Origin of the sequence: Streptomyces sp. NPDC050418, assembly GCF_044458745.1 — a bacterium.
GTDB lineage: Bacteria > Actinomycetota > Actinomycetes > Streptomycetales > Streptomycetaceae > Streptomyces.
On record NZ_JBITIG010000004.1, the window covers coordinates 158,868 to 175,120 of the forward strand.

Here is a 16,253-nt window from a genome sequence, read left to right on the forward strand (position 1 = left end):
CGGCAGGCGCCCGCGGGCCGAAAACCGGATGCCCCGGGCGTGGCGCGGATGGTCTCCTTGTCGCCATGCCGACCCCTCCCGAGCCCGCGCCGCCCCAGCCGTACCGCTGGGCCCTCTCGTCGTACGCGGGCGGGCACCCGGACCGGATCGGCGAGCTGCCCGCACCACCGCGCCACGCGGGCGACGGGACGGTCGCCGCCTGGTACCTCGACGCGCTCGTCGCGTGCACCGCGAAGGTGCTGGCCCGGGCGGGCGGTGCGGATCTCGTCTTCCTCGGACGGTCGCTCGACGGGATGTACGACCTGCTGACGGGGGCGTTCGAGGGCGGCGGATGGGAGGGGACGCTGGGGCGCCTCCCGCTGTCCTGCGGCAGCGACGCGTCCTGGACCCCGGCCCAGCAGCGCCGCTTCCGCGCGCATCTGGGGGCCGCCGGCTACGCCCCGTACGACCTGGCACGACGCAAGCGGCCGCTCGCCCTGGTGGACGTGGTGTCCGGCGGCAGCAGCTTCAGCGTCGTGCACGGGCAGCTCGCCGCCTGGATCGAGGAGAGCCGTGAGCCGTGGCCGGTGATCCGCCGCAAGCTCCGGTACGTGGGGGTCACACCGCGCGGCAAGTCGAGCCCCAAGCACGAGAGCTGGCAACAGCACCGGGACTGGGTGACCACCCTGCCGTCGGGCCACGTCGTGAACGTCTCGCTCGACGGCAGGCTGTGGCACGAGCTCGCGGACCACGAACCGAAAGTGACCCGTTGGTTCCCGCCCTGGCGCTGGCTGGAGGAGGAGGGACTGACAGGCGTCGCCCGGCACAAGAACCTGGCCCCCGCCCTCACCCGCGCCCAGGCGCTCGTCGCCGCCGGCCGCACCCGCGAGACCCGCGCCCGCCTGGTCCGCCTGATGGCCCGCGATCCGGGCTTCGCCCAGCGGGAGGTGCGGGCGGTCGCGACGGCGTTGAGGGGCTGAGAGGCCCGGCCGGCGGCCTGAGCACGAACTGAGTCAGCGGACGATGGTCACCGCGAACGCCGTGAACACCAGCGCGCAGACCACCGCGCCCCACGCGGTCCGCGAGGTCATCAGCGCGGGACGCGGCACGCTGAGCTCCTGCATCCGCCGGTGCGCCACCGTCAGGAACGCCAGCCAGACGCAGAGCGAGGCCGCGACCGCCAGCAGGCCGAGCGCGGTGGGCCCGCCCTGCAGCGCCTGCTTGCCCGCGAGGACCGCGGCGACCGTGCACGACAGGGTGGTACGGCGCCACGCGAGGCGGGTCCGCTCGGGCTGCAGCCCGGGGTCCCGTGCTTCCGAGGCCGCGGACGTCACTGATCCGCCCAGCCGAACAGCACCACCACGACCATGATCAGCGCGACGACGCCGACCGCGAGACTGAGCAGCGCCGGGAAGCGGCTCGCCGGCAGATCCTCGCCGCGCCGCATCGCCAGCTCGCAGCGCACCCAGTGGTTCACGGCCCGCAGGGAGCACAGCGCGCCCACCGCGAGCAGGGTCAGGGAGAGGCCGATCCGCCAGGCCCAGCGCAGGTCCGGCAGGAACTGATCGACCGCGAATCCGCCGCCGATCAGGGCGAGCGCGGTCCGCACCCAGGCGAGGAACGTGCGCTCGTTGGCGAGCGAGAAGCGGTAGTCGGGGGTCTCGCCCTCGTCCCGTACCCGGGCGGGCGCGAGCCACAGACGCACAGACGAAAGGAACCCGTTCACGCCCCGCACCCTATCCCCGGACGATCACCTGGCCGGCGCCGCTATGCCCGCAACTCCTGCAGGCGCCGGTACGCCTCCAGGCCGTCCGGCGTCCACTCCCACTCGGTGAGGCGCGGCCGGAGCTCGTCCTCCGTGAGGAAGGCGTGCCAGGCGATCTCGGACTCCTGCGGCGCTACGGGCAGTTCGCAGCGGACCTCGTAGACGGAGGACCACCAGCCCTGGCCGTCCTCCATGAACAGGAACTTGAACAGCGGGGACGGCTGCGGCAGGCCCGTGACGCCCAGCTCCTCCTCGGCCTCGCGCAGCGCCGCCTCGTCGTAGGACTCGCCGGCGCCGACGACACCGCCGACGAACACGTCGTACAGCGAGGGGTAGAGCTGCTTCTCGGTCCTGCGGTGCACGAAAATCCGGTCCTCGGCGTCGCGGGCGAGGATGAACACACAGCGGTGCCAGAGGCGCTCGCGATACGCGACCGAGCGCGGGGACTGCCCGACGACCCGGTCCTGGTCGTCCACGATGTCGATGATCTCGTCGCCGCTCATACCCGACATCCAACCGCAGCACGGCTACGGGACGTTCGCCGCCCCCGCCGGCACCCGCTCCCGTGTGGTCGCGCCCGCGCCCTTCGGCATCGACGGGTGGCGGCACAGGAGCACGATCCCGGCCACGATCGCGGTCAGCCCCGCCGCCTGCCACACCAGGGCCGCCGCGTCGGTCCGCAGCCGGTCGCCGAGGAAACCGATCCCGCAGACGATCCCGGCGAGCGGCTGTGCGGCGGTCAGCGCGGGCAGGGAGCTGCGCAGCGGTGCCATCTCGAACGCGCTCTGCACCAGGAGCAGCCCCGCGAGCCCGAGTACCAGGACGCCGTACGGCTGCCAGGCCGTGAGCAGTCCGAGCACGCCTTGCTCGGCGGAGACCAGCTGACCGCTGATCCGGGTGAGCGCGTCCTGCAGCCCGTACAGGAGACCGCCCGCCGCGCCGAGCAGCGCCGGACCGACGCCCAGCCGGAAGCGCCGGGCGACCAGGGTGAGGACCAGGGCCGCGCCGAGCACCCCGCCCACCACCAGCCAGTGCCGCAGCGGGCTGACGGTGGCGCCGGAGCCCTGCGGGTGGCCCGCGGTCAGGAAGGCGCCCACGCCGCCCGCGAGCAGCAGCAGACCGCTCCAGCCCTGGCGTCCGAGGCGGTGCCCGGTGAGGATCCGCACCAGCGCCATCGCGAACAGCAGATGCGTGGCGAGCAGCGGTTCGACCAGCGACATCTCGCCCTGCGCGAGGGCCACGGCGCCGAGTGCGGTGCCGCCGGACATCAGGGCGATCCCGGCGAGCCAGCGGGGCATCCGGACGAGATCGAGCAGCAGCCGCGGCGAGAGGAAGTCGCCGAGCGGTGCGCTCCGCGCGGCACTCTGCTGCAGGACGAAGCCGAAACCCAGACAGCAGGCGGCACCGAGCGCGAGAAGCAGGACGGGGAGCGTCACGAAAGGGACCTCAAGAGCGGTCGTACGTGGGGGACTTGGGCGACCATAGCGGGACCCGTCCCTTGATCGCCTCCCGTGCGGGCCGTCTGTGGGACGTCGCACACGGTTGACGGACGCCCGCCGCGAACCGAGGATCTGACCGACCAGTAGTTTTGCGGCCCTGGCAGCACCGGACCTGACAGAAACGGACGGCGACGATGGCGTACGACGCAGATGTGATCGTGATCGGAGCGGGCCTGGCCGGTCTGGTGGCCACCGCCGAGCTCGTCGACGCCGGCCGCAAGGTGATCCTGCTCGACCAGGAGCCGGAGCAGTCGATCGGCGGTCAGGCGCACTGGTCGTTCGGCGGTCTCTTCTTCGTGGACTCGCCCGAGCAGCGCCGTCTGAGGATCAAGGACAACCGCGATCTCGCACTGCAGGACTGGATGGGCACCGCGGGCTTCGACCGCGAGGAGGACCACTGGCCGCGCAAGTGGGCCGAGGCGTACGTGGACTTCGCGGCCGGTGAGAAGCGCTCCTGGCTGCACGCCCAGGGCGTCCGCTTCTTCCCGGTGGTCGGCTGGGCCGAGCGCGGCGGCTACGACGCCACCGGTCACGGCAACTCGGTGCCGCGCTTCCACATCACCTGGGGTACGGGTCCTGGGCTTGTCGAGCCCTTCGAGCGGCGGGTGCGCGAGGGTGTGGCGCGGGGGCTTGTCGAGTTCCGGTTCCGTCACCGGGTCACCGGCCTGTCCCGCAGCGCCGGGGCGGTCGACACCGTCACAGGCGAGGTCCTCGCGCCGTCCACGATCGAGCGCGGCCAGGAGTCGAGCCGCGACGTCACCGGCGCGTTCGAGCTCAAGGCCCAGGCGGTGATCGTCACTTCGGGCGGCATCGGCGGCAATCACGACCTCGTCCGCAAGGCCTGGCCCGCCCGCCTCGGCAAGGCCCCCGAGAAGCTGCTCTCCGGAGTCCCCGCCCACGTGGACGGCCTGATGCTCGGCATCACGGAACAGGCGGGCGGCCGCCTCATCAACGGCGACCGCATGTGGCACTACACCGAGGGCATCGAGAACTGGAACCCGATCTGGCGCAAGCACGGTATCCGGATCCTGCCGGGCCCGTCCTCGCTCTGGCTCGACGCCCGCGGCAAGCGGCTGCCCGTACCGCTCTTCCCGGGCTTCGACACCCTCGGCACGCTCGAGCACATCATGCACAGCGGCCACGACTACACCTGGTTCGTGCTCAACCAGCGCATCATCGGCAAGGAGTTCACGCTCTCCGGCTCCGAGCAGAACCCGGACCTCACCGGCAAGTCGGTGCGCGGCGTCATCGACCGGGCGCGCGCGGACGTGCCGGGACCGGTCAAGGCCTTCATGGACCACGGCGTCGACTTCATCATCGAGGACGATCTCTCCGCCCTCGTACGCGGCATGAACGCCCTCACGAAGGACGACCTCATCGACGAGGCGGAACTGCGCCGCGAGATCACCGCGCGCGACCGCGAGATCGTCAATCCGTTCACCAAGGACCTGCAGATCACCGCGATCCGCGGCTCCCGCAACTTCCTGGGCGACAAGCTGATCCGCACGGTCGCCCCGCACCGCATCCTCGACCCGAAGGCGGGCCCGCTGGTCGCCGTCCGGCTCAACATCCTGACCCGCAAGTCGCTCGGCGGTCTGGAGACCGACCTGTCCTCGCAGGTCCTCACCGAGGACGGCGCACCGCTGCCCGGCGTGTACGCGGCGGGCGAGGCGGCCGGCTTCGGCGGCGGCGGCGTCCACGGCTACCGGTCCCTGGAGGGGACGTTCCTGGGCGGCTGCATCTTCTCGGGCCGCGCGGCGGGACGCGCGGCCGCGAAGGCCGTGAGCTAGCCGCCGGTCAAAGCACGCGCGTCACAGCGACCCGCCCGTCGGCTTCGGCCCGGGCGGGTCGACCCGTTCCACGACGCGGAAACGCTGCGCCACCACCGGTGTCGCGTCATCGACCGTGAACGCGGGATCCTCCAGCGCCTCGCGCATCTCGTCGCTGTGCCAAAACCTCTCGTGCACCTCCCGCCAGGCGGCGACGGTCGTATACCCCTCACCCTCGTCGAGCGCGTGCCGCAGATCGACGTCGGCCAGCGGCAGCACCCGTACCTCGGTCATCTCGATGACGGCGACGACGCGTTCGTCCGAGTCGAGCACCGCGCCCAGCTCCCCGACCCGGGGCAGCGGGTCGCCCCAGTGCTCGTAGTCCACGACGAGTCCGGTCGTCGAGGTCTTCGCACCGTCCAGCACCGCGGCGACCAGCTGGTCGCGCAGCGGCCCGGGGAAGGCGAACTCGAAGGTCTTCAGGTCCAGGGAGTACGGCACGTTCTCGGCGTCAGGCATGAAGGCAGCGTAAGGCGGAGCGGAAACGGGGGACCCGGCCGCAGAAGATGACGAAACGCTGACGCCGGGCCGCGGCCCCTTCACTCCGCGCATCCCGAGTGCTCGAATCGAAGCGTGAACTCCCCAGCACCTCATGACGATCCGGCCGACGGCCGCGGCAGCCCCGTCGGGCGCCGTGTCGTCCTCGGCATGCTCGGCCTCGGCGTCGCCGGGGTCGCGGCCGCGCCCGTGCTGCAGCGCGGCGTCGAGGCGGTGGCCGCCAAGGACCCCACCGGGCTCACGGACGTACTGCCCGCGGGCGGCGGCTTCCGCTACTACTCGGTGGTCTCCTCCGTACCGCGCAAGAACGAGGACACCTACCGGCTCACCGTCGACGGTCTCGTCGACCACAAGGCGACGTACACCCTCGACGAACTGCGTGAACTCCCGCAGAAGCGGATCGTGCGGGACGTCCAGTGCGTCACCGGCTGGCGCGTACCGGACACGCCCTTCCAAGGCGTCGTGCTCTCCGCGCTCCTGGACGCCGCCGGGGTGCGCCCCGAGGGCCGGGCCGTCCGCTTCGAGTGCTTCGACGGTGCGTACAGCGAGAGCCTCACGCTGCGCCAGGCCCGCCGCCCGGACGTCCTGGTCGCCCACCGGATGCAGGACAAGGACCTCTCGCACGCCCACGGCGGACCGGTGCGGCTCTACGTCGCGCCGATGTACTTCTACAAGTCCGCGAAGTGGCTCTCCCGGATCACCGTCACCGACAAGGTCATCCCCGGCTACTGGGAGGAGCGAGGTTATGCCGTCGACGCCTGGGTCGGCCGGTCCAACGGCCGCGACGACAGCCCCACGGTCTGAACCATCCGCCCGCGTACGCCGGTTCAACGGCGCCGAGCGCTGGATCCACCGCACGACAGCGGCCCTGATGGCCGTCTGCGTGTTCTCCGCGGCCTGCCTCTATCTGCCGTCCCTTGCCCAACTGGTCGGCCGCCGCTACCTGGTGGTGACCGTCCACGAGTGGTCGGGGCTCCTGCTGCCCGCTCCCTTCCTCGCGGGGCTGGCCTCGCGCGCCTTCCGCGCCGACCTGCGCCGCCTCAACCGCTTCGCCGCCCACGACAGGGAGTGGTGGCGGCTGGCGCTGCGCCGGGACAAGGGCCCGCGTCCGGCCGGGAAGTTCAACGCCGGGCAGAAGTCCTACGCGGCGTGGATCGCGGGGGCGACGCTGGTGATGCTCGGCACGGGCCTGCTGATGTGGTTCACCGGCCTGGCACCCCTGACCTGGCGCACGGGCGCGACCTTCGTCCACGACTGGCTGGCGCTCGCCATCGGCATCGTGCTGGCCGGGCACATCGCGAAGGCGGTCGCGGATCCCGAGTCGCGGCGCGGCCTGCGCACCGGCTCGGTGGACCGCGTGTGGGCGCAGCGCGAGCACCCTTTGTGGAGGCCGTGAGTCACGGGCGGTGCGTCACGGGCGGTGCGTCACGGGCGGTGCGTCACGGGCGGTGCGTCACGGACGTGCCATGCCGGTCACCCACCGGCCGGTGAGCGCGTCGAGGACCGCCCAGTCGCACTCGGCCGGGAAGCCGTCCACGGTCGAGAGCAGTTCGTAGGCATCGAAGTCGTCCGCCGGTTCGTCGCCCGGCGGCGGGTAGGTTCCGGGATTCCTGGGGCGCTTGTCGGGCGGCAGCCCGGCCATCACCTCGTCAGCCTCGCGCCGGCACCGTTCGGTGTCCGCGTCGATCGCGTCGGAGCACGAGGCGTCCACGGCGAACGTCGTATCGACCATCCTGCCTGCGCGCCGGGCAGCGACCGCGTCCGCCGAGGCCTCGAACCGGGCCTCGTTCAGGACCTCGATCTGCTCGGCGCACTGCGCGGCCGTCCGCTGCTCCACCTGTTGTGGGTTGCGGTCTCCCTGGGTCGGACCGGCGTACGCGGCGACGGCCACGGCTGTGCACAGGACGAGACGCGACGCACGCCGCCCCATCGGACATCCCCCCTTGCCCGGCCGACCCGGAGCGGACCGGCACGCAGCCGCACACCTTAGCGATCACCGCGCGGCGCGGGCCGCCCGGGGCAGGGCTCAGCCCTCCCCGGCGCCGAGGAAGTCCCCGTCCACGTACACCCACGCCCCGTCGATCCGCACGAACCTGCTGCGCTCATGCAGTTCGCCCGGCACACCGTCGTCGGAGTAGCGCGCGCGGAAGGTCACGGTCCCCGCGGAGTGGAAGGCCGTGCCCTCGCTCGTGCCCTCGACCGACAGCCCCGCCCACCGCGTCCCCGGGTCGAACTCGACGGCCGGCGGCCGGGTGTCCGGGTGCCAGGTCCTGAGGAGGTACGCCTCGTCCCGTACGACAAAAGCCGCGTACCGTGACCGCATCAGGTCCTCGGGCGTCGCGGCCCGCACCGCGCCCGTGTGCAGGCGCTCGCAGCACGCCCCGTAAGGGTTGCCACGCCCGCAGGGGCAGGGTGATCCGGAGGTGGCCGCGGCGGCGGGAGTGCGCTGGGCAGGAGCCGCCTGAGCGCGGCGCTTAGGGCGTCGTGACATGCCCGCCATTGTCCCTCGAGGCCTGTGTCCCCGGTCACGGGCATGCTTCCGCAGGCATGTGCGGCGTACATCTATCGCCTGGGGATCTACACCAGGTGGAGGGAACGGGATCGTTCTCTACACCCAACGCAGTACACCGGTCCAGCCCCAGGGTCTGAGCGAATCACGGATTCCGCCGTTGACGATGGATGGGTACACCGGACAGAAGTTCCCGCTTTCTCCCGTCTGCCCGGTCTTCGTCCTGCCCGTATCCGACGGAAGCTTGGTCTCAGGTGGCTACGTTCCTTTATCGACTCGGCCGAGGCGCGTTCCGACGCCGCGGTCTGGTCGCCCTTCTCTGGGTGGCCATACTCGTGGGCATCGGCGGCGCCTCATCGGTCGCGCCGGCCGCGCCCGAAGACTCCTTCTCCATGCCCGGCACCGAGTCCCAGAAGGCCTTCGACCTTCTCGGCGAGCGTTTCCCGGGCCAGGCCTCCGACGGTGCCACGGCCCGAGTGGTGATCAAGGCACCCGAGGGCGAGAAGCTCACCGACCCCGCAGGCAAGGCGCACGTCGACAAGCTCATCGCCGACCTCGCGGACAACCCGCAGGTCAAGCAGGTTGCGAACCCCTTCGAGGCGCAGGCCGTCAGCAAGGACGGTTCGACCGCGTACGCCTCCGTGTCGTACAAGGTCAACGCCCAGGAGCTGACCGACAAGGCCCGTGACGCGCTCACCAAGGCCACCGACGACGCCCGCAGCGACGGCTACACCATCGAGACCGGCGGCGACGCCGTGATGGCCGAGCCCGAGATGGGCGGTACCGCCGAGCTGATCGGCATGGGTGTCGCGCTCGTCGTCCTGGTCCTGACCTTCGGTTCGCTGGTCGCGGCCGGAATGCCGCTGCTCTCCGCCATCGTCGGCGTCGGCATCGGCGTCTCCGCGATCGGCGCGCTCGGTGCCGCGCTCGGCCTGTCCGCCACCACCGGCATGCTCGCGACGATGATCGGCCTCGCCGTCGCCATCGACTACGCGCTGTTCATCATCGCCCGCTACCGGGCCGAGGTCGCCGAGGGGCGGTCCTACGAGGAAGCCGCCGGACGTTCCGTCGGCACCGCCGGTTCCGCCGTGGTGTTCGCCGGTCTCACCGTGATCGTCGCCCTCGCCGGCCTCTCGATCGTCAACATCCCGATCCTCACCAAGATGGGTCTGGCCGCCGCCGGCACCGTTGCCATCGCCGTCCTCATCGCGCTCACGCTCACCCCGGCGCTGCTCGCCTTCGCCGGCAAGCGCGCATTGAGCCGCAAGGACCGCAAGGCCCTGAAGGCCGGCACCGAGCCGAACAACGCCGGCAAGCCCAAGCTCGGCACCCGCTGGGCCCACTTCGTACTGAAGCGCCCGGTCGCCGTGCTGATCACCGCGGTGCTCGGCCTGGGCGTCATCGCCCTGCCGGCCTCCAGCCTCGAACTCGGTCTGCCTGACGAAGGCACCGCCGCGCCCGACTCCACGCAGCGCAAGGCGTACGACATCCTGTCGGACTCCTTCGGTGCCGGATTCAACGGTCCGCTGAACGTCGTCGTGGACGCCAAGGGCATCGACAACCCGCAGGCCGCCGCGGACGAGGTCGGAAAGAGGATCACCGACCAGGGCGATGCCGCGGCCGTCACCCCGGCCGTGTTCAACAAGGCCGGCGACACCGCCACGATGACCGTCGTGCCCAAGACCGGTCCGAGCGACCCGGCCACCGAGACGCTGGTCCACGACCTGCGCGACCTGGCCGGTGACCTCAAGGCCGAGACCGGCGCCACCGTCCTCGTCACCGGCATGACCGCGATGACGATCGACTTCTCGCAGACGCTCAACGACGCGCTGCTGCCGTATCTCGGCATCATCGTCGGCCTGGCGTTCATCCTCCTGATGCTGGTGTTCCGCTCGGTCCTTGTCCCGCTGAAGGCGGCCCTCGGCTTCCTGCTGTCGGTCATGGCCGCGCTCGGCGCCGTGGTCGCGGTCTTCCAGTGGGGCTGGCTCGCCGACATCTTCGGCGTCGAGCAGCCGGGCCCGATCATGTCGATGATGCCGATCTTCATGATCGGTGTGGTCTTCGGTCTCGCCATGGACTACGAGGTGTTCCTCGTGACCCGGATGCGGGAGGCGTACGTGCACGGCTCGTCGCCCGCCGAGGCCATCACCAAGGGCTTCACGCTGGGCGGCCGGGTGGTCGCCGCGGCCGCGGTGATCATGATCAGCGTCTTCTCCGGCTTCATCCTGGAGAACGACGACATGGTCAAGATGATGGGCTTCGGCCTGGCCGTCGCCGTCCTGTTCGACGCGTTCGTGGTCCGTATGGCGATCGTGCCCGCGGTCCTCGCCCTGCTCGGCAAGAAGGCCTGGTGGCTGCCCAAGTGGCTGGACCGCGTCCTGCCCAACGTCGACGTCGAGGGCGAGAAGCTGCACAAGCAGCTCGGCGACACCCAGGCGCCCGCCCAGGAGCAGCGCGAGCCCGAGCCCGCGGGCGTGTGATCCCGCGAGCGTCGGATCCTGCCGGAGTCTGATCCGGTGATGACGTGAAGTGGCCCGGTCCTGACCGTTCAGGACCGGGCCACCGCGCGTTCGCCCGCCCCTGCGGGTTCGCCGCGCCATCCCCCGTACCGGCGCATAACGTGGCAAGTGCGGTCCCCGGCCGCGAGGCGGGGCCGCACCCCCACCGAGCAGATCCCCGAGCAGGAGGCTTGACCATGCCCGCTTATCCGCTGGGCGCGCCGTGCTGGGCCGACGCGATGTTCCCCGATCTCGATGCCGCCAAGTCCTTCTACGGCGAGCTCCTCGGCTGGAGCTTCGCCGAGGGGTCCGAGGAGTACGGCGGCTACACCCAGGCACTCGTCGACGGCAAGGCCGTGGCCGCCGTCGTCCCGGTCATGCCGGGCATGGAGGGCCAGCCGCCGATGTGGAGCCTCTACCTCGCCTCGCCCGATCTGGAGGCCACCGCCGACAAGGTCAAGGCGAGCGGTGGCACGATCGCCATGGACCCGATGGAGGTCGGCCCGTTCGGCTCGATGCTCGTCGGGCTCGACCCGGGCGGCGTCGGCTTCTGCGTCTGGCAGGCCGGCGAACACCCGGGCTTCGAGAAGGTCAACGAGCCCGGCGCGTTCTGCTGGGCCGAGGTCACCACCCGCGACGCCGTCGCGGCCGACACCTTCTTCCCCGCGGTGTTCGGCTACAACACACAGCGGATGCGCGACGACACCATCGACTTCTCGGTCTGGGACCTGGGCGCCGAACCCGTCCTCGGCCGGATGAAGATGACGGAGGACTTCCCCGCGGAGGTCCCCCCGCACATCAACGTCTACTTCGTGGTCGAGGACTGCGACGCGGCGGTCGAGACCGTCAAACGCCTGGGCGGCGCGGTGCAGTTCGGCCCGATGGGCAGCCCGTTCGGCCGCTTCGCCACGGTGACGGACCCGCAGGGCGCGGCCTTCTCCGTGATCGACGTGTCGACGACGGAAGGCGAGATGCCGGAGATGGACTGAGCCGGATCCGGCCTGTCCGGTCCGCGGCGGCGTACGGCTCGTACCATCAGGCCCTAGCCATTGCGCGCCGCCGATCGCGGCGCCGCGGACCGGACGACCAGGGGGACCACGGGTGAACCGCTACGAGCGCCACGGCGAACTGCTGCGTCTGCTCGCCGAGCAGCGCCAGCTCGACGTGGAGACGGCCGCCAAGGACCTGGACGTCTCCGCGGCCACGATCCGCCGCGACCTCGACCAGCTCGCCGAACAGGGCCTCCTTATCCGCACCCGCGGCGGCGCGATGCCCAACGACGTCACCTACGACCTGCCGCTGCGCTACCGCTACGCCCGCGACTCCGCCGAGAAGGAGCGCATCGGCCGCGCCGCCGCGGCGCTCGCCGCACGCGGCATGGTCGTCGGCATCAACGGCGGCACCACCACCACGGAGGTCGCCCGCGCCCTGGCCGCCCGCCCCGACCTCCTGGAACGCGAACCGTCCGAGGGCCCCGCGCTGACCCTCGTCACCAACGCGCTCAATATCGGCCACGAACTGGCCGTACGCACCCACCTCAAGGTCGTCACCACGGGCGGCGTCGCCATGCCGCAGTCGTACGAACTCGTGGGCCCGCTCGCGGGGTTGATCCTCAAGGAGATCCGCCTCGACATCGCCTTCATCGGCGTCGACGCCCTCGACCCCGAACGCGGCGCGAGCGCCCGCAGCGAGGACGAGGCGAGCATCAACGCCCTCCTCGCCGCACAGGCCGACCGCCTCGTCGTGGTCGCCGACTCCACCAAACTCGGCATCCAGGCCTTCGCCCGCATCTGCCCGCCCCAGGCCATCGACACCGTGGTCACGGACGACCGCGCCCCCGAGAAGGCCAGGATCTTCGAGGAGCGCGGCATGAAGGTCATCCAGGCCTGAACCGGGCCGCCCGCACGGGCCGGGTCTTCGGGGGCGCGGGTCAGCCGAAGTAGCCGAACCAGCGGTTCATGAACCGCAGCGGCAGCGTCAGCCAGCGCCCCGTCTGCGACAGATGACGGGTGTAGACACCGTTCATCAGGAGCGCCACCGCGATGTCCACGGCGTCCACCGGGCCGCTCGTGGTGAACTCCACCTGCTGCGAGCTGCGCCAGCGGTCCCGGCGCACCTGGATCTCGGCCCCGCCGTCCCGTACGAGCCGGTGCTCGATCATCCGGACGCCCTGCCGGTACCGGTAGCTGCGCCCCGCGGCCTGGATCCGGAGCGCGCGCCCCTCGGGCGTCACCCCGCTCCGGCGCCGCCCCACGCTCCCTGGCTGCGCCGCGACCTGCAGCCGCACCCGCGAGGGCAGCGGCAGCCCGCCGAACTCCACACCTTCGAAGGTCGCGTGCGGTATCCCGGCTCCCGCCACCGCGTGCCGTACGAACTTCGTGTACGGCCCGTCCCGCTCGCCGTCCTCCCACCAGGTCTCCACGGCCCCGAGCCCCGGCACGTCCCCGCTGTACCCGGGCTTGCGCCCGCCGGGCCGGGGCGCCCCCGCCTGCTCCGCCTTGCGCAGTACGAACCCGCCCGTGCTCCCCATTGCCCCGCCCCGTCCCGTAACCGATGAGGCGCACATGATCGCCCAGGCTGCCGGGGAACGCCAAACGCCCGTCCTCAGTAACCCTGAAGACGGGCGCTCATGTACGGCAACCACTGTGTCCGAGGGGGGACTTGAACCCCCACGCCCGATAAAGGGCACTAGCACCTCAAGCTAGCGCGTCTGCCATTCCGCCACCCGGACCGGTGACCCGCGGTTTCCCGCGGCGACGTGGAAAACCATAGCAAACATTCAGGGGTCCCCGATCACACCCCCGGACCGGGCCCCACCAGCGGTGAACACCGCGCCCCACCAGCTGTGAACGCCGCATGTCGGGACGGGCCCGCCCTTGGGTACGGGCCGGGTACGCGGGAGGATGGCGGGGACCAGCGGCAGCATCGGCGAGAGGAACGCGGCGTGAGCGAGTCGGGCAGGAACGGGCAGGGCAGTGCGGGTGTCGTCGCCGGCGAGGACGAGGTCGTCGACCTCTGCCGCGAGCTGATCCGCATCGACACCAGCAACTACGGCGACCACTCCGGGCCCGGTGAGCGCAAGGCGGCCGAGTACGTCGCGGAGAAGCTCGCCGAGGTGGGCCTCGAACCGCAGATCTTCGAATCGCACCCCGGCCGTGCCTCCACGGTCGCCCGGATCGAGGGCGAGGACCCGTCCAAGCCCGCCCTCCTGATCCACGGCCACACCGACGTCGTACCGGCCAACGCGCAGGACTGGACCCACCACCCCTTCTCCGGCGAGATCGCCGACGGGTGCGTGTGGGGCCGCGGGGCCGTCGACATGAAGGACATGGACGCGATGACCCTGGCGGTCGTCCGCGACCGGATGCGCAGCGGCCGCAAGCCCCCGCGCGACATCGTCCTGGCCTTCCTCGCGGACGAGGAGGCCGGCGGCACGTACGGTGCCCGGCACCTCGTCGACAAGCACCCGGACCTCTTCGAGGGCGTGACCGAGGCGATCGGCGAGGTGGGCGGCTTCTCGTTCACCGTCAACGAGAAGCTGCGGCTCTACCTCGTCGAGACCGCCCAGAAGGGCATGCACTGGATGCGGCTCACCGTGGACGGCACCGCCGGGCACGGTTCGATGACCAACAAGGACAACGCGATCACGGAGCTGTGCGAGGCCGTCGGACGGCTCGGCCGGCACGAGTGGCCGGTCAGGGTCACCAAGACCGTGCGCTCCTTCCTCGACGAGCTGTCCGACGCGCTCGGCACCGAGCTCGACCCCGAGGACATGGACGCGACCCTCGCCAAGCTCGGCGGCATCGCCAAGATGGTCGGCGCCACGCTCCGCAACTCCGCCGCCCCGACGATGCTCGGCGCCGGCTACAAGGTGAACGTGATCCCCGGGCAGGCCACCGCCCACGTCGACGGACGCTTCCTGCCGGGATACGAGGAGGAGTTCCTCGCCGACCTCGACCGGATCCTCGGCCCGCGGGTGAAGCGCGAGGACGTGCACGGGGACAAGGCCCTGGAAACCGACTTCGACGGCCGGCTCGTGGACGCCATGCAGATCGCCCTCAAGGCCGAGGACCCGATCGCGCGGGCCGTGCCGTACATGCTCTCGGGCGGCACGGACGCCAAGTCCTTCGACGACCTCGGCATCCGCTGCTTCGGCTTCGCGCCGCTGCAGCTGCCGCCCGAGCTGGACTTCGCGGGCATGTTCCACGGCGTGGACGAGCGGGTGCCCACCGAGGGCCTGAAGTTCGGCGTCCGTGTCCTCGACCGGTTCATCGATGCCAGTTGATGACGGTGCCGAGGGCAGCTGAGGGCGGAATTCGCCCGCGCGTGCGCACTCGACTGAAAAGAGTGAAAGCGTCCATAGGCTCGTAGCCCGATTACTCCCTCCTCGTTACAGGTGGTGCAGTCCGCGGCTGGGACTGCATTGCCAACAAGGAGGAATAATGATCAAGAAGGTCGTCGCCGCTGCGGCTGCCACGGGCAGCATCGTTCTCGCGGGTGCGGGTATCGCGGCTGCCGATTCCGGTGCTCAGGGCGCTGCCGTGAAGTCTCCCGGTGTGCTCTCGGGCAACGTCGTTCAGGCCCCGATCCACGTTCCGGTGAATGTGTGTGGCAACACCATCTCCGTGATCGGGCTGCTGAACCCCGCCTTCGGCAACACCTGCACCAACGTCTGAGACGTAGTGCCTCACCCCATGTGGGTCTGAGTCCGTCGGCCCCGGAGTGCGTGCCATGCGCTCCGGGGCCGCCTGGCATATAGGCGCACCCGCACAAGGGAGCGGATGCGCACCCCAGTAGGTCAAAGGCAGGGAAGAACCTATGCGACAGGTCACGCGCAAAGGCCTGATCACCGTGGCGGCCGCGAGCGGAGTGCTCGCCGTCACGAGTGGCACCGCGTTCGCCGATTCAGGAGCCGACGGCAGGACCGCCGACTCCCCGGGCGTGCTGGCGGGCAACACCGTCCAGGTGCCCGTCAACATCCCCGTGAACCTCTGCGGGAACACGGTCAACGTCGTCGGACTCCTCAACCCGGCGGCGGGCAACAGCTGCGCCAACGTCTCCGAGGGCGGCGACGAGGGCAGCAACAACAACGGCAACAGCGGCAGCAACGGCGGTCGGAACAAGCCGTCCGGCGGAGGTGCCACGGCCGAGGGCTCGGCCGAGGGCTCGCCCGGCGTCATCTCGGGCAACGTCATCCAGCTGCCCGTCGACGTCCCCGTGAACGCCTGCGGGAACAGCGTCACCGTCGCCGGTCTCGGCAACGGCACCGAGGGCAACGACTGCACCAACGTGGCCGCCCCGCCGGTCAAGGAGCAGCCGCCCGCCGCTCCCGAGAAGCCGGACACCCCGGACCGCCCCGACAAGCCGTCGGAGCCGAACAAGCCGGAGACGCACACCGTCACCCCGCCGAAGGGCTCCCAGCAGCTGGCGCGGACCGGTGCGGAGACGCCGATCGGCGTCGCGGTCCCGCTGAGCGCCGGTCTGCTCCTCGCGGGCGCCGTGCTCTACCGCAGGGCGCGCCAGGCGGCCTGACGCAGTACCCGTACACAACGGAGTGGGGGGGGGGGGGGGGGGGGGGGGCGCCGCGGCCGCCCGGGGGGGGGGGGGGGGGGGAGAGTATGAAAAAGAGTATCAGGAGGACAAGAAAAAACAAAAAAAAAACAAGAGAAACACCAA

The 16,253-nt window shown here is 71.2% G+C and carries 18 protein-coding genes and 1 tRNA gene; 10 read left to right on the forward strand and 9 right to left on the reverse strand.

Translation table 11 applies throughout. The features are described 5' to 3' along the window. Nucleotides 1–65 precede the first annotated feature (65 nt). Entirely contained in the window at nt 66–959 is an 894-nt protein-coding gene (locus ACIBI4_RS10945) for a hypothetical protein (protein ID WP_399203388.1), read from the forward strand. A gap of 33 nt (nt 960–992) precedes the next feature. Here ACIBI4_RS10945 and ACIBI4_RS10950 read toward each other — a convergent pair whose 3' ends face one another. Genes ACIBI4_RS10950 through ACIBI4_RS10965 form a run of 4 tightly spaced genes read right to left on the reverse strand, consistent with a single transcriptional unit; the run spans nt 993 to nt 3,180 of the window. Then, the gene (locus ACIBI4_RS10950; RefSeq protein WP_399203389.1) at nt 993–1,313 is read right to left on the reverse strand and encodes a DUF202 domain-containing protein; all 321 of its coding nucleotides are present in this window, start codon (nt 1,311–1,313) and stop codon (nt 993–995) included. Beyond that, entirely contained in the window at nt 1,310–1,705 is a 396-nt protein-coding gene (locus ACIBI4_RS10955) for a YidH family protein (RefSeq protein ID WP_399203390.1), read from the reverse strand. The genes ACIBI4_RS10950 and ACIBI4_RS10955 overlap by 4 nt, the downstream gene beginning before the upstream one ends. 41 nt (nt 1,706–1,746) lie before the next feature. Continuing rightward, nucleotides 1,747–2,247, reverse strand: a complete 501-nt coding sequence (locus ACIBI4_RS10960; RefSeq protein WP_399203391.1) for an NUDIX domain-containing protein — start codon at nt 2,245–2,247, stop codon at nt 1,747–1,749. Between the two features lie 24 nt (nt 2,248–2,271). Continuing rightward, nucleotides 2,272–3,180, reverse strand: a complete 909-nt coding sequence (locus ACIBI4_RS10965) for a DMT family transporter (protein ID WP_399203392.1) — start codon at nt 3,178–3,180, stop codon at nt 2,272–2,274. Nucleotides 3,181–3,377: 197 nt separating this feature from the next. Here ACIBI4_RS10965 and ACIBI4_RS10970 point away from each other — a divergent pair, with 197 nt between their 5' ends. Then, entirely contained in the window at nt 3,378–5,033 is a 1,656-nt protein-coding gene (locus ACIBI4_RS10970) for an FAD-binding dehydrogenase (protein WP_399203393.1), read from the forward strand. A gap of 21 nt (nt 5,034–5,054) precedes the next feature. Here ACIBI4_RS10970 and ACIBI4_RS10975 read toward each other — a convergent pair whose 3' ends face one another. Beyond that, nucleotides 5,055–5,531 carry an ASCH domain-containing protein gene (locus ACIBI4_RS10975; RefSeq protein ID WP_399203394.1) on the reverse strand — a complete coding sequence of 159 codons (477 nt, stop codon included), beginning with the start codon at nt 5,529–5,531 and terminating at the stop codon, nt 5,055–5,057. Between the two features lie 189 nt (nt 5,532–5,720). Between ACIBI4_RS10975 and ACIBI4_RS10980 the strand changes: the two genes are divergently transcribed. Together ACIBI4_RS10980 and ACIBI4_RS10985 are read left to right on the forward strand one after the other, a co-directional pair. After that, nucleotides 5,721–6,374: a molybdopterin-dependent oxidoreductase gene (locus ACIBI4_RS10980; RefSeq protein WP_399203773.1), complete on the forward strand. Its 654-nt coding sequence runs from the start codon at nt 5,721–5,723 to the stop codon at nt 6,372–6,374. Further along, entirely contained in the window at nt 6,316–6,966 is a 651-nt protein-coding gene (locus tag ACIBI4_RS10985) for a cytochrome b/b6 domain-containing protein (protein ID WP_399203395.1), read from the forward strand. Before ACIBI4_RS10980 ends, ACIBI4_RS10985 begins: the two co-directional genes overlap by 59 nt. A 57-nt stretch (nt 6,967–7,023) precedes the next feature. Here the strand turns inward: ACIBI4_RS10985 and ACIBI4_RS10990 are convergent, their stop codons facing one another. Further along, the gene (locus ACIBI4_RS10990) at nt 7,024–7,500 is read right to left on the reverse strand and encodes a hypothetical protein (RefSeq protein ID WP_399203396.1); all 477 of its coding nucleotides are present in this window, start codon (nt 7,498–7,500) and stop codon (nt 7,024–7,026) included. A gap of 96 nt (nt 7,501–7,596) precedes the next feature. Next, the gene (locus ACIBI4_RS10995) at nt 7,597–8,061 is read right to left on the reverse strand and encodes a YchJ family protein (protein ID WP_399203397.1); all 465 of its coding nucleotides are present in this window, start codon (nt 8,059–8,061) and stop codon (nt 7,597–7,599) included. 272 nt (nt 8,062–8,333) lie between these two features. Between ACIBI4_RS10995 and ACIBI4_RS11000 the strand changes: the two genes are divergently transcribed. The 3 genes from ACIBI4_RS11000 (at nt 8,334) to ACIBI4_RS11010 (ending at nt 12,467) form a co-directional block, all read left to right on the forward strand. Further along, entirely contained in the window at nt 8,334–10,559 is a 2,226-nt protein-coding gene (locus tag ACIBI4_RS11000; RefSeq protein ID WP_399203398.1) for an MMPL family transporter, read from the forward strand. Between the two features lie 215 nt (nt 10,560–10,774). Continuing rightward, nucleotides 10,775–11,566, forward strand: a complete 792-nt coding sequence (locus ACIBI4_RS11005) for a VOC family protein (protein ID WP_399203399.1) — start codon at nt 10,775–10,777, stop codon at nt 11,564–11,566. Nucleotides 11,567–11,678: 112 nt separating this feature from the next. Further along, complete coding sequence (locus tag ACIBI4_RS11010) at nt 11,679–12,467, forward strand: DeoR/GlpR family DNA-binding transcription regulator (protein WP_399203400.1); 789 nt, start codon at nt 11,679–11,681, stop codon at nt 12,465–12,467. Between the two features lie 40 nt (nt 12,468–12,507). Here ACIBI4_RS11010 and ACIBI4_RS11015 read toward each other — a convergent pair whose 3' ends face one another. Together ACIBI4_RS11015 and ACIBI4_RS11020 are read right to left on the reverse strand one after the other, a co-directional pair. Beyond that, complete coding sequence (locus ACIBI4_RS11015) at nt 12,508–13,107, reverse strand: hypothetical protein (RefSeq protein WP_399203401.1); 600 nt, start codon at nt 13,105–13,107, stop codon at nt 12,508–12,510. A gap of 116 nt (nt 13,108–13,223) precedes the next feature. Then, nucleotides 13,224–13,308: transfer RNA gene (locus ACIBI4_RS11020), tRNA-Leu, on the reverse strand. A gap of 213 nt (nt 13,309–13,521) precedes the next feature. Between ACIBI4_RS11020 and ACIBI4_RS11025 the strand changes: the two genes are divergently transcribed. From ACIBI4_RS11025 to ACIBI4_RS11035, 3 genes are all read left to right on the forward strand, one after another. After that, entirely contained in the window at nt 13,522–14,862 is a 1,341-nt protein-coding gene (locus tag ACIBI4_RS11025) for a M20/M25/M40 family metallo-hydrolase (RefSeq protein WP_399203402.1), read from the forward strand. A 157-nt stretch (nt 14,863–15,019) separates the two neighbouring features. Further along, on the forward strand, nt 15,020–15,253 hold the full coding sequence (gene chpH, locus ACIBI4_RS11030; protein WP_399203403.1) for a chaplin ChpH: 234 nt from the start codon (nt 15,020–15,022) through the stop codon (nt 15,251–15,253). Between the two features lie 142 nt (nt 15,254–15,395). After that, entirely contained in the window at nt 15,396–16,109 is a 714-nt protein-coding gene (locus ACIBI4_RS11035) for a chaplin family protein (protein ID WP_399203404.1), read from the forward strand. Nucleotides 16,110–16,253 lie beyond the last annotated feature (144 nt).

What these genes read in the sequence shown, in the direction of transcription:
- ACIBI4_RS10945 (WP_399203388.1), top strand. Translation starts at nt 66, where the DNA reads ATGCCGACCCCTCCCGAGCCCGCGCCGCCCCAGCCGTACCGCTGGGCC.
- ACIBI4_RS10960 (WP_399203391.1), bottom strand. Translation starts at nt 2,247, where the DNA reads ATGAGCGGCGACGAGATCATCGACATCGTGGACGACCAGGACCGGGTC.
- ACIBI4_RS10970 (WP_399203393.1), top strand. Translation starts at nt 3,378, where the DNA reads ATGGCGTACGACGCAGATGTGATCGTGATCGGAGCGGGCCTGGCCGGT.
- ACIBI4_RS10975 (WP_399203394.1), bottom strand. Translation starts at nt 5,531, where the DNA reads ATGCCTGACGCCGAGAACGTGCCGTACTCCCTGGACCTGAAGACCTTC.
- ACIBI4_RS10980 (WP_399203773.1), top strand. Translation starts at nt 5,721, where the DNA reads ATGCTCGGCCTCGGCGTCGCCGGGGTCGCGGCCGCGCCCGTGCTGCAG.
- ACIBI4_RS10985 (WP_399203395.1), top strand. Translation starts at nt 6,316, where the DNA reads ATGCCGTCGACGCCTGGGTCGGCCGGTCCAACGGCCGCGACGACAGCC.
- ACIBI4_RS10990 (WP_399203396.1), bottom strand. Translation starts at nt 7,500, where the DNA reads ATGGGGCGGCGTGCGTCGCGTCTCGTCCTGTGCACAGCCGTGGCCGTC.
- ACIBI4_RS10995 (WP_399203397.1), bottom strand. Translation starts at nt 8,061, where the DNA reads ATGTCACGACGCCCTAAGCGCCGCGCTCAGGCGGCTCCTGCCCAGCGC.
- ACIBI4_RS11005 (WP_399203399.1), top strand. Translation starts at nt 10,775, where the DNA reads ATGCCCGCTTATCCGCTGGGCGCGCCGTGCTGGGCCGACGCGATGTTC.
- ACIBI4_RS11015 (WP_399203401.1), bottom strand. Translation starts at nt 13,107, where the DNA reads ATGGGGAGCACGGGCGGGTTCGTACTGCGCAAGGCGGAGCAGGCGGGG.
- chpH (WP_399203403.1), top strand. Translation starts at nt 15,020, where the DNA reads ATGATCAAGAAGGTCGTCGCCGCTGCGGCTGCCACGGGCAGCATCGTT.
- ACIBI4_RS11035 (WP_399203404.1), top strand. Translation starts at nt 15,396, where the DNA reads ATGCGACAGGTCACGCGCAAAGGCCTGATCACCGTGGCGGCCGCGAGC.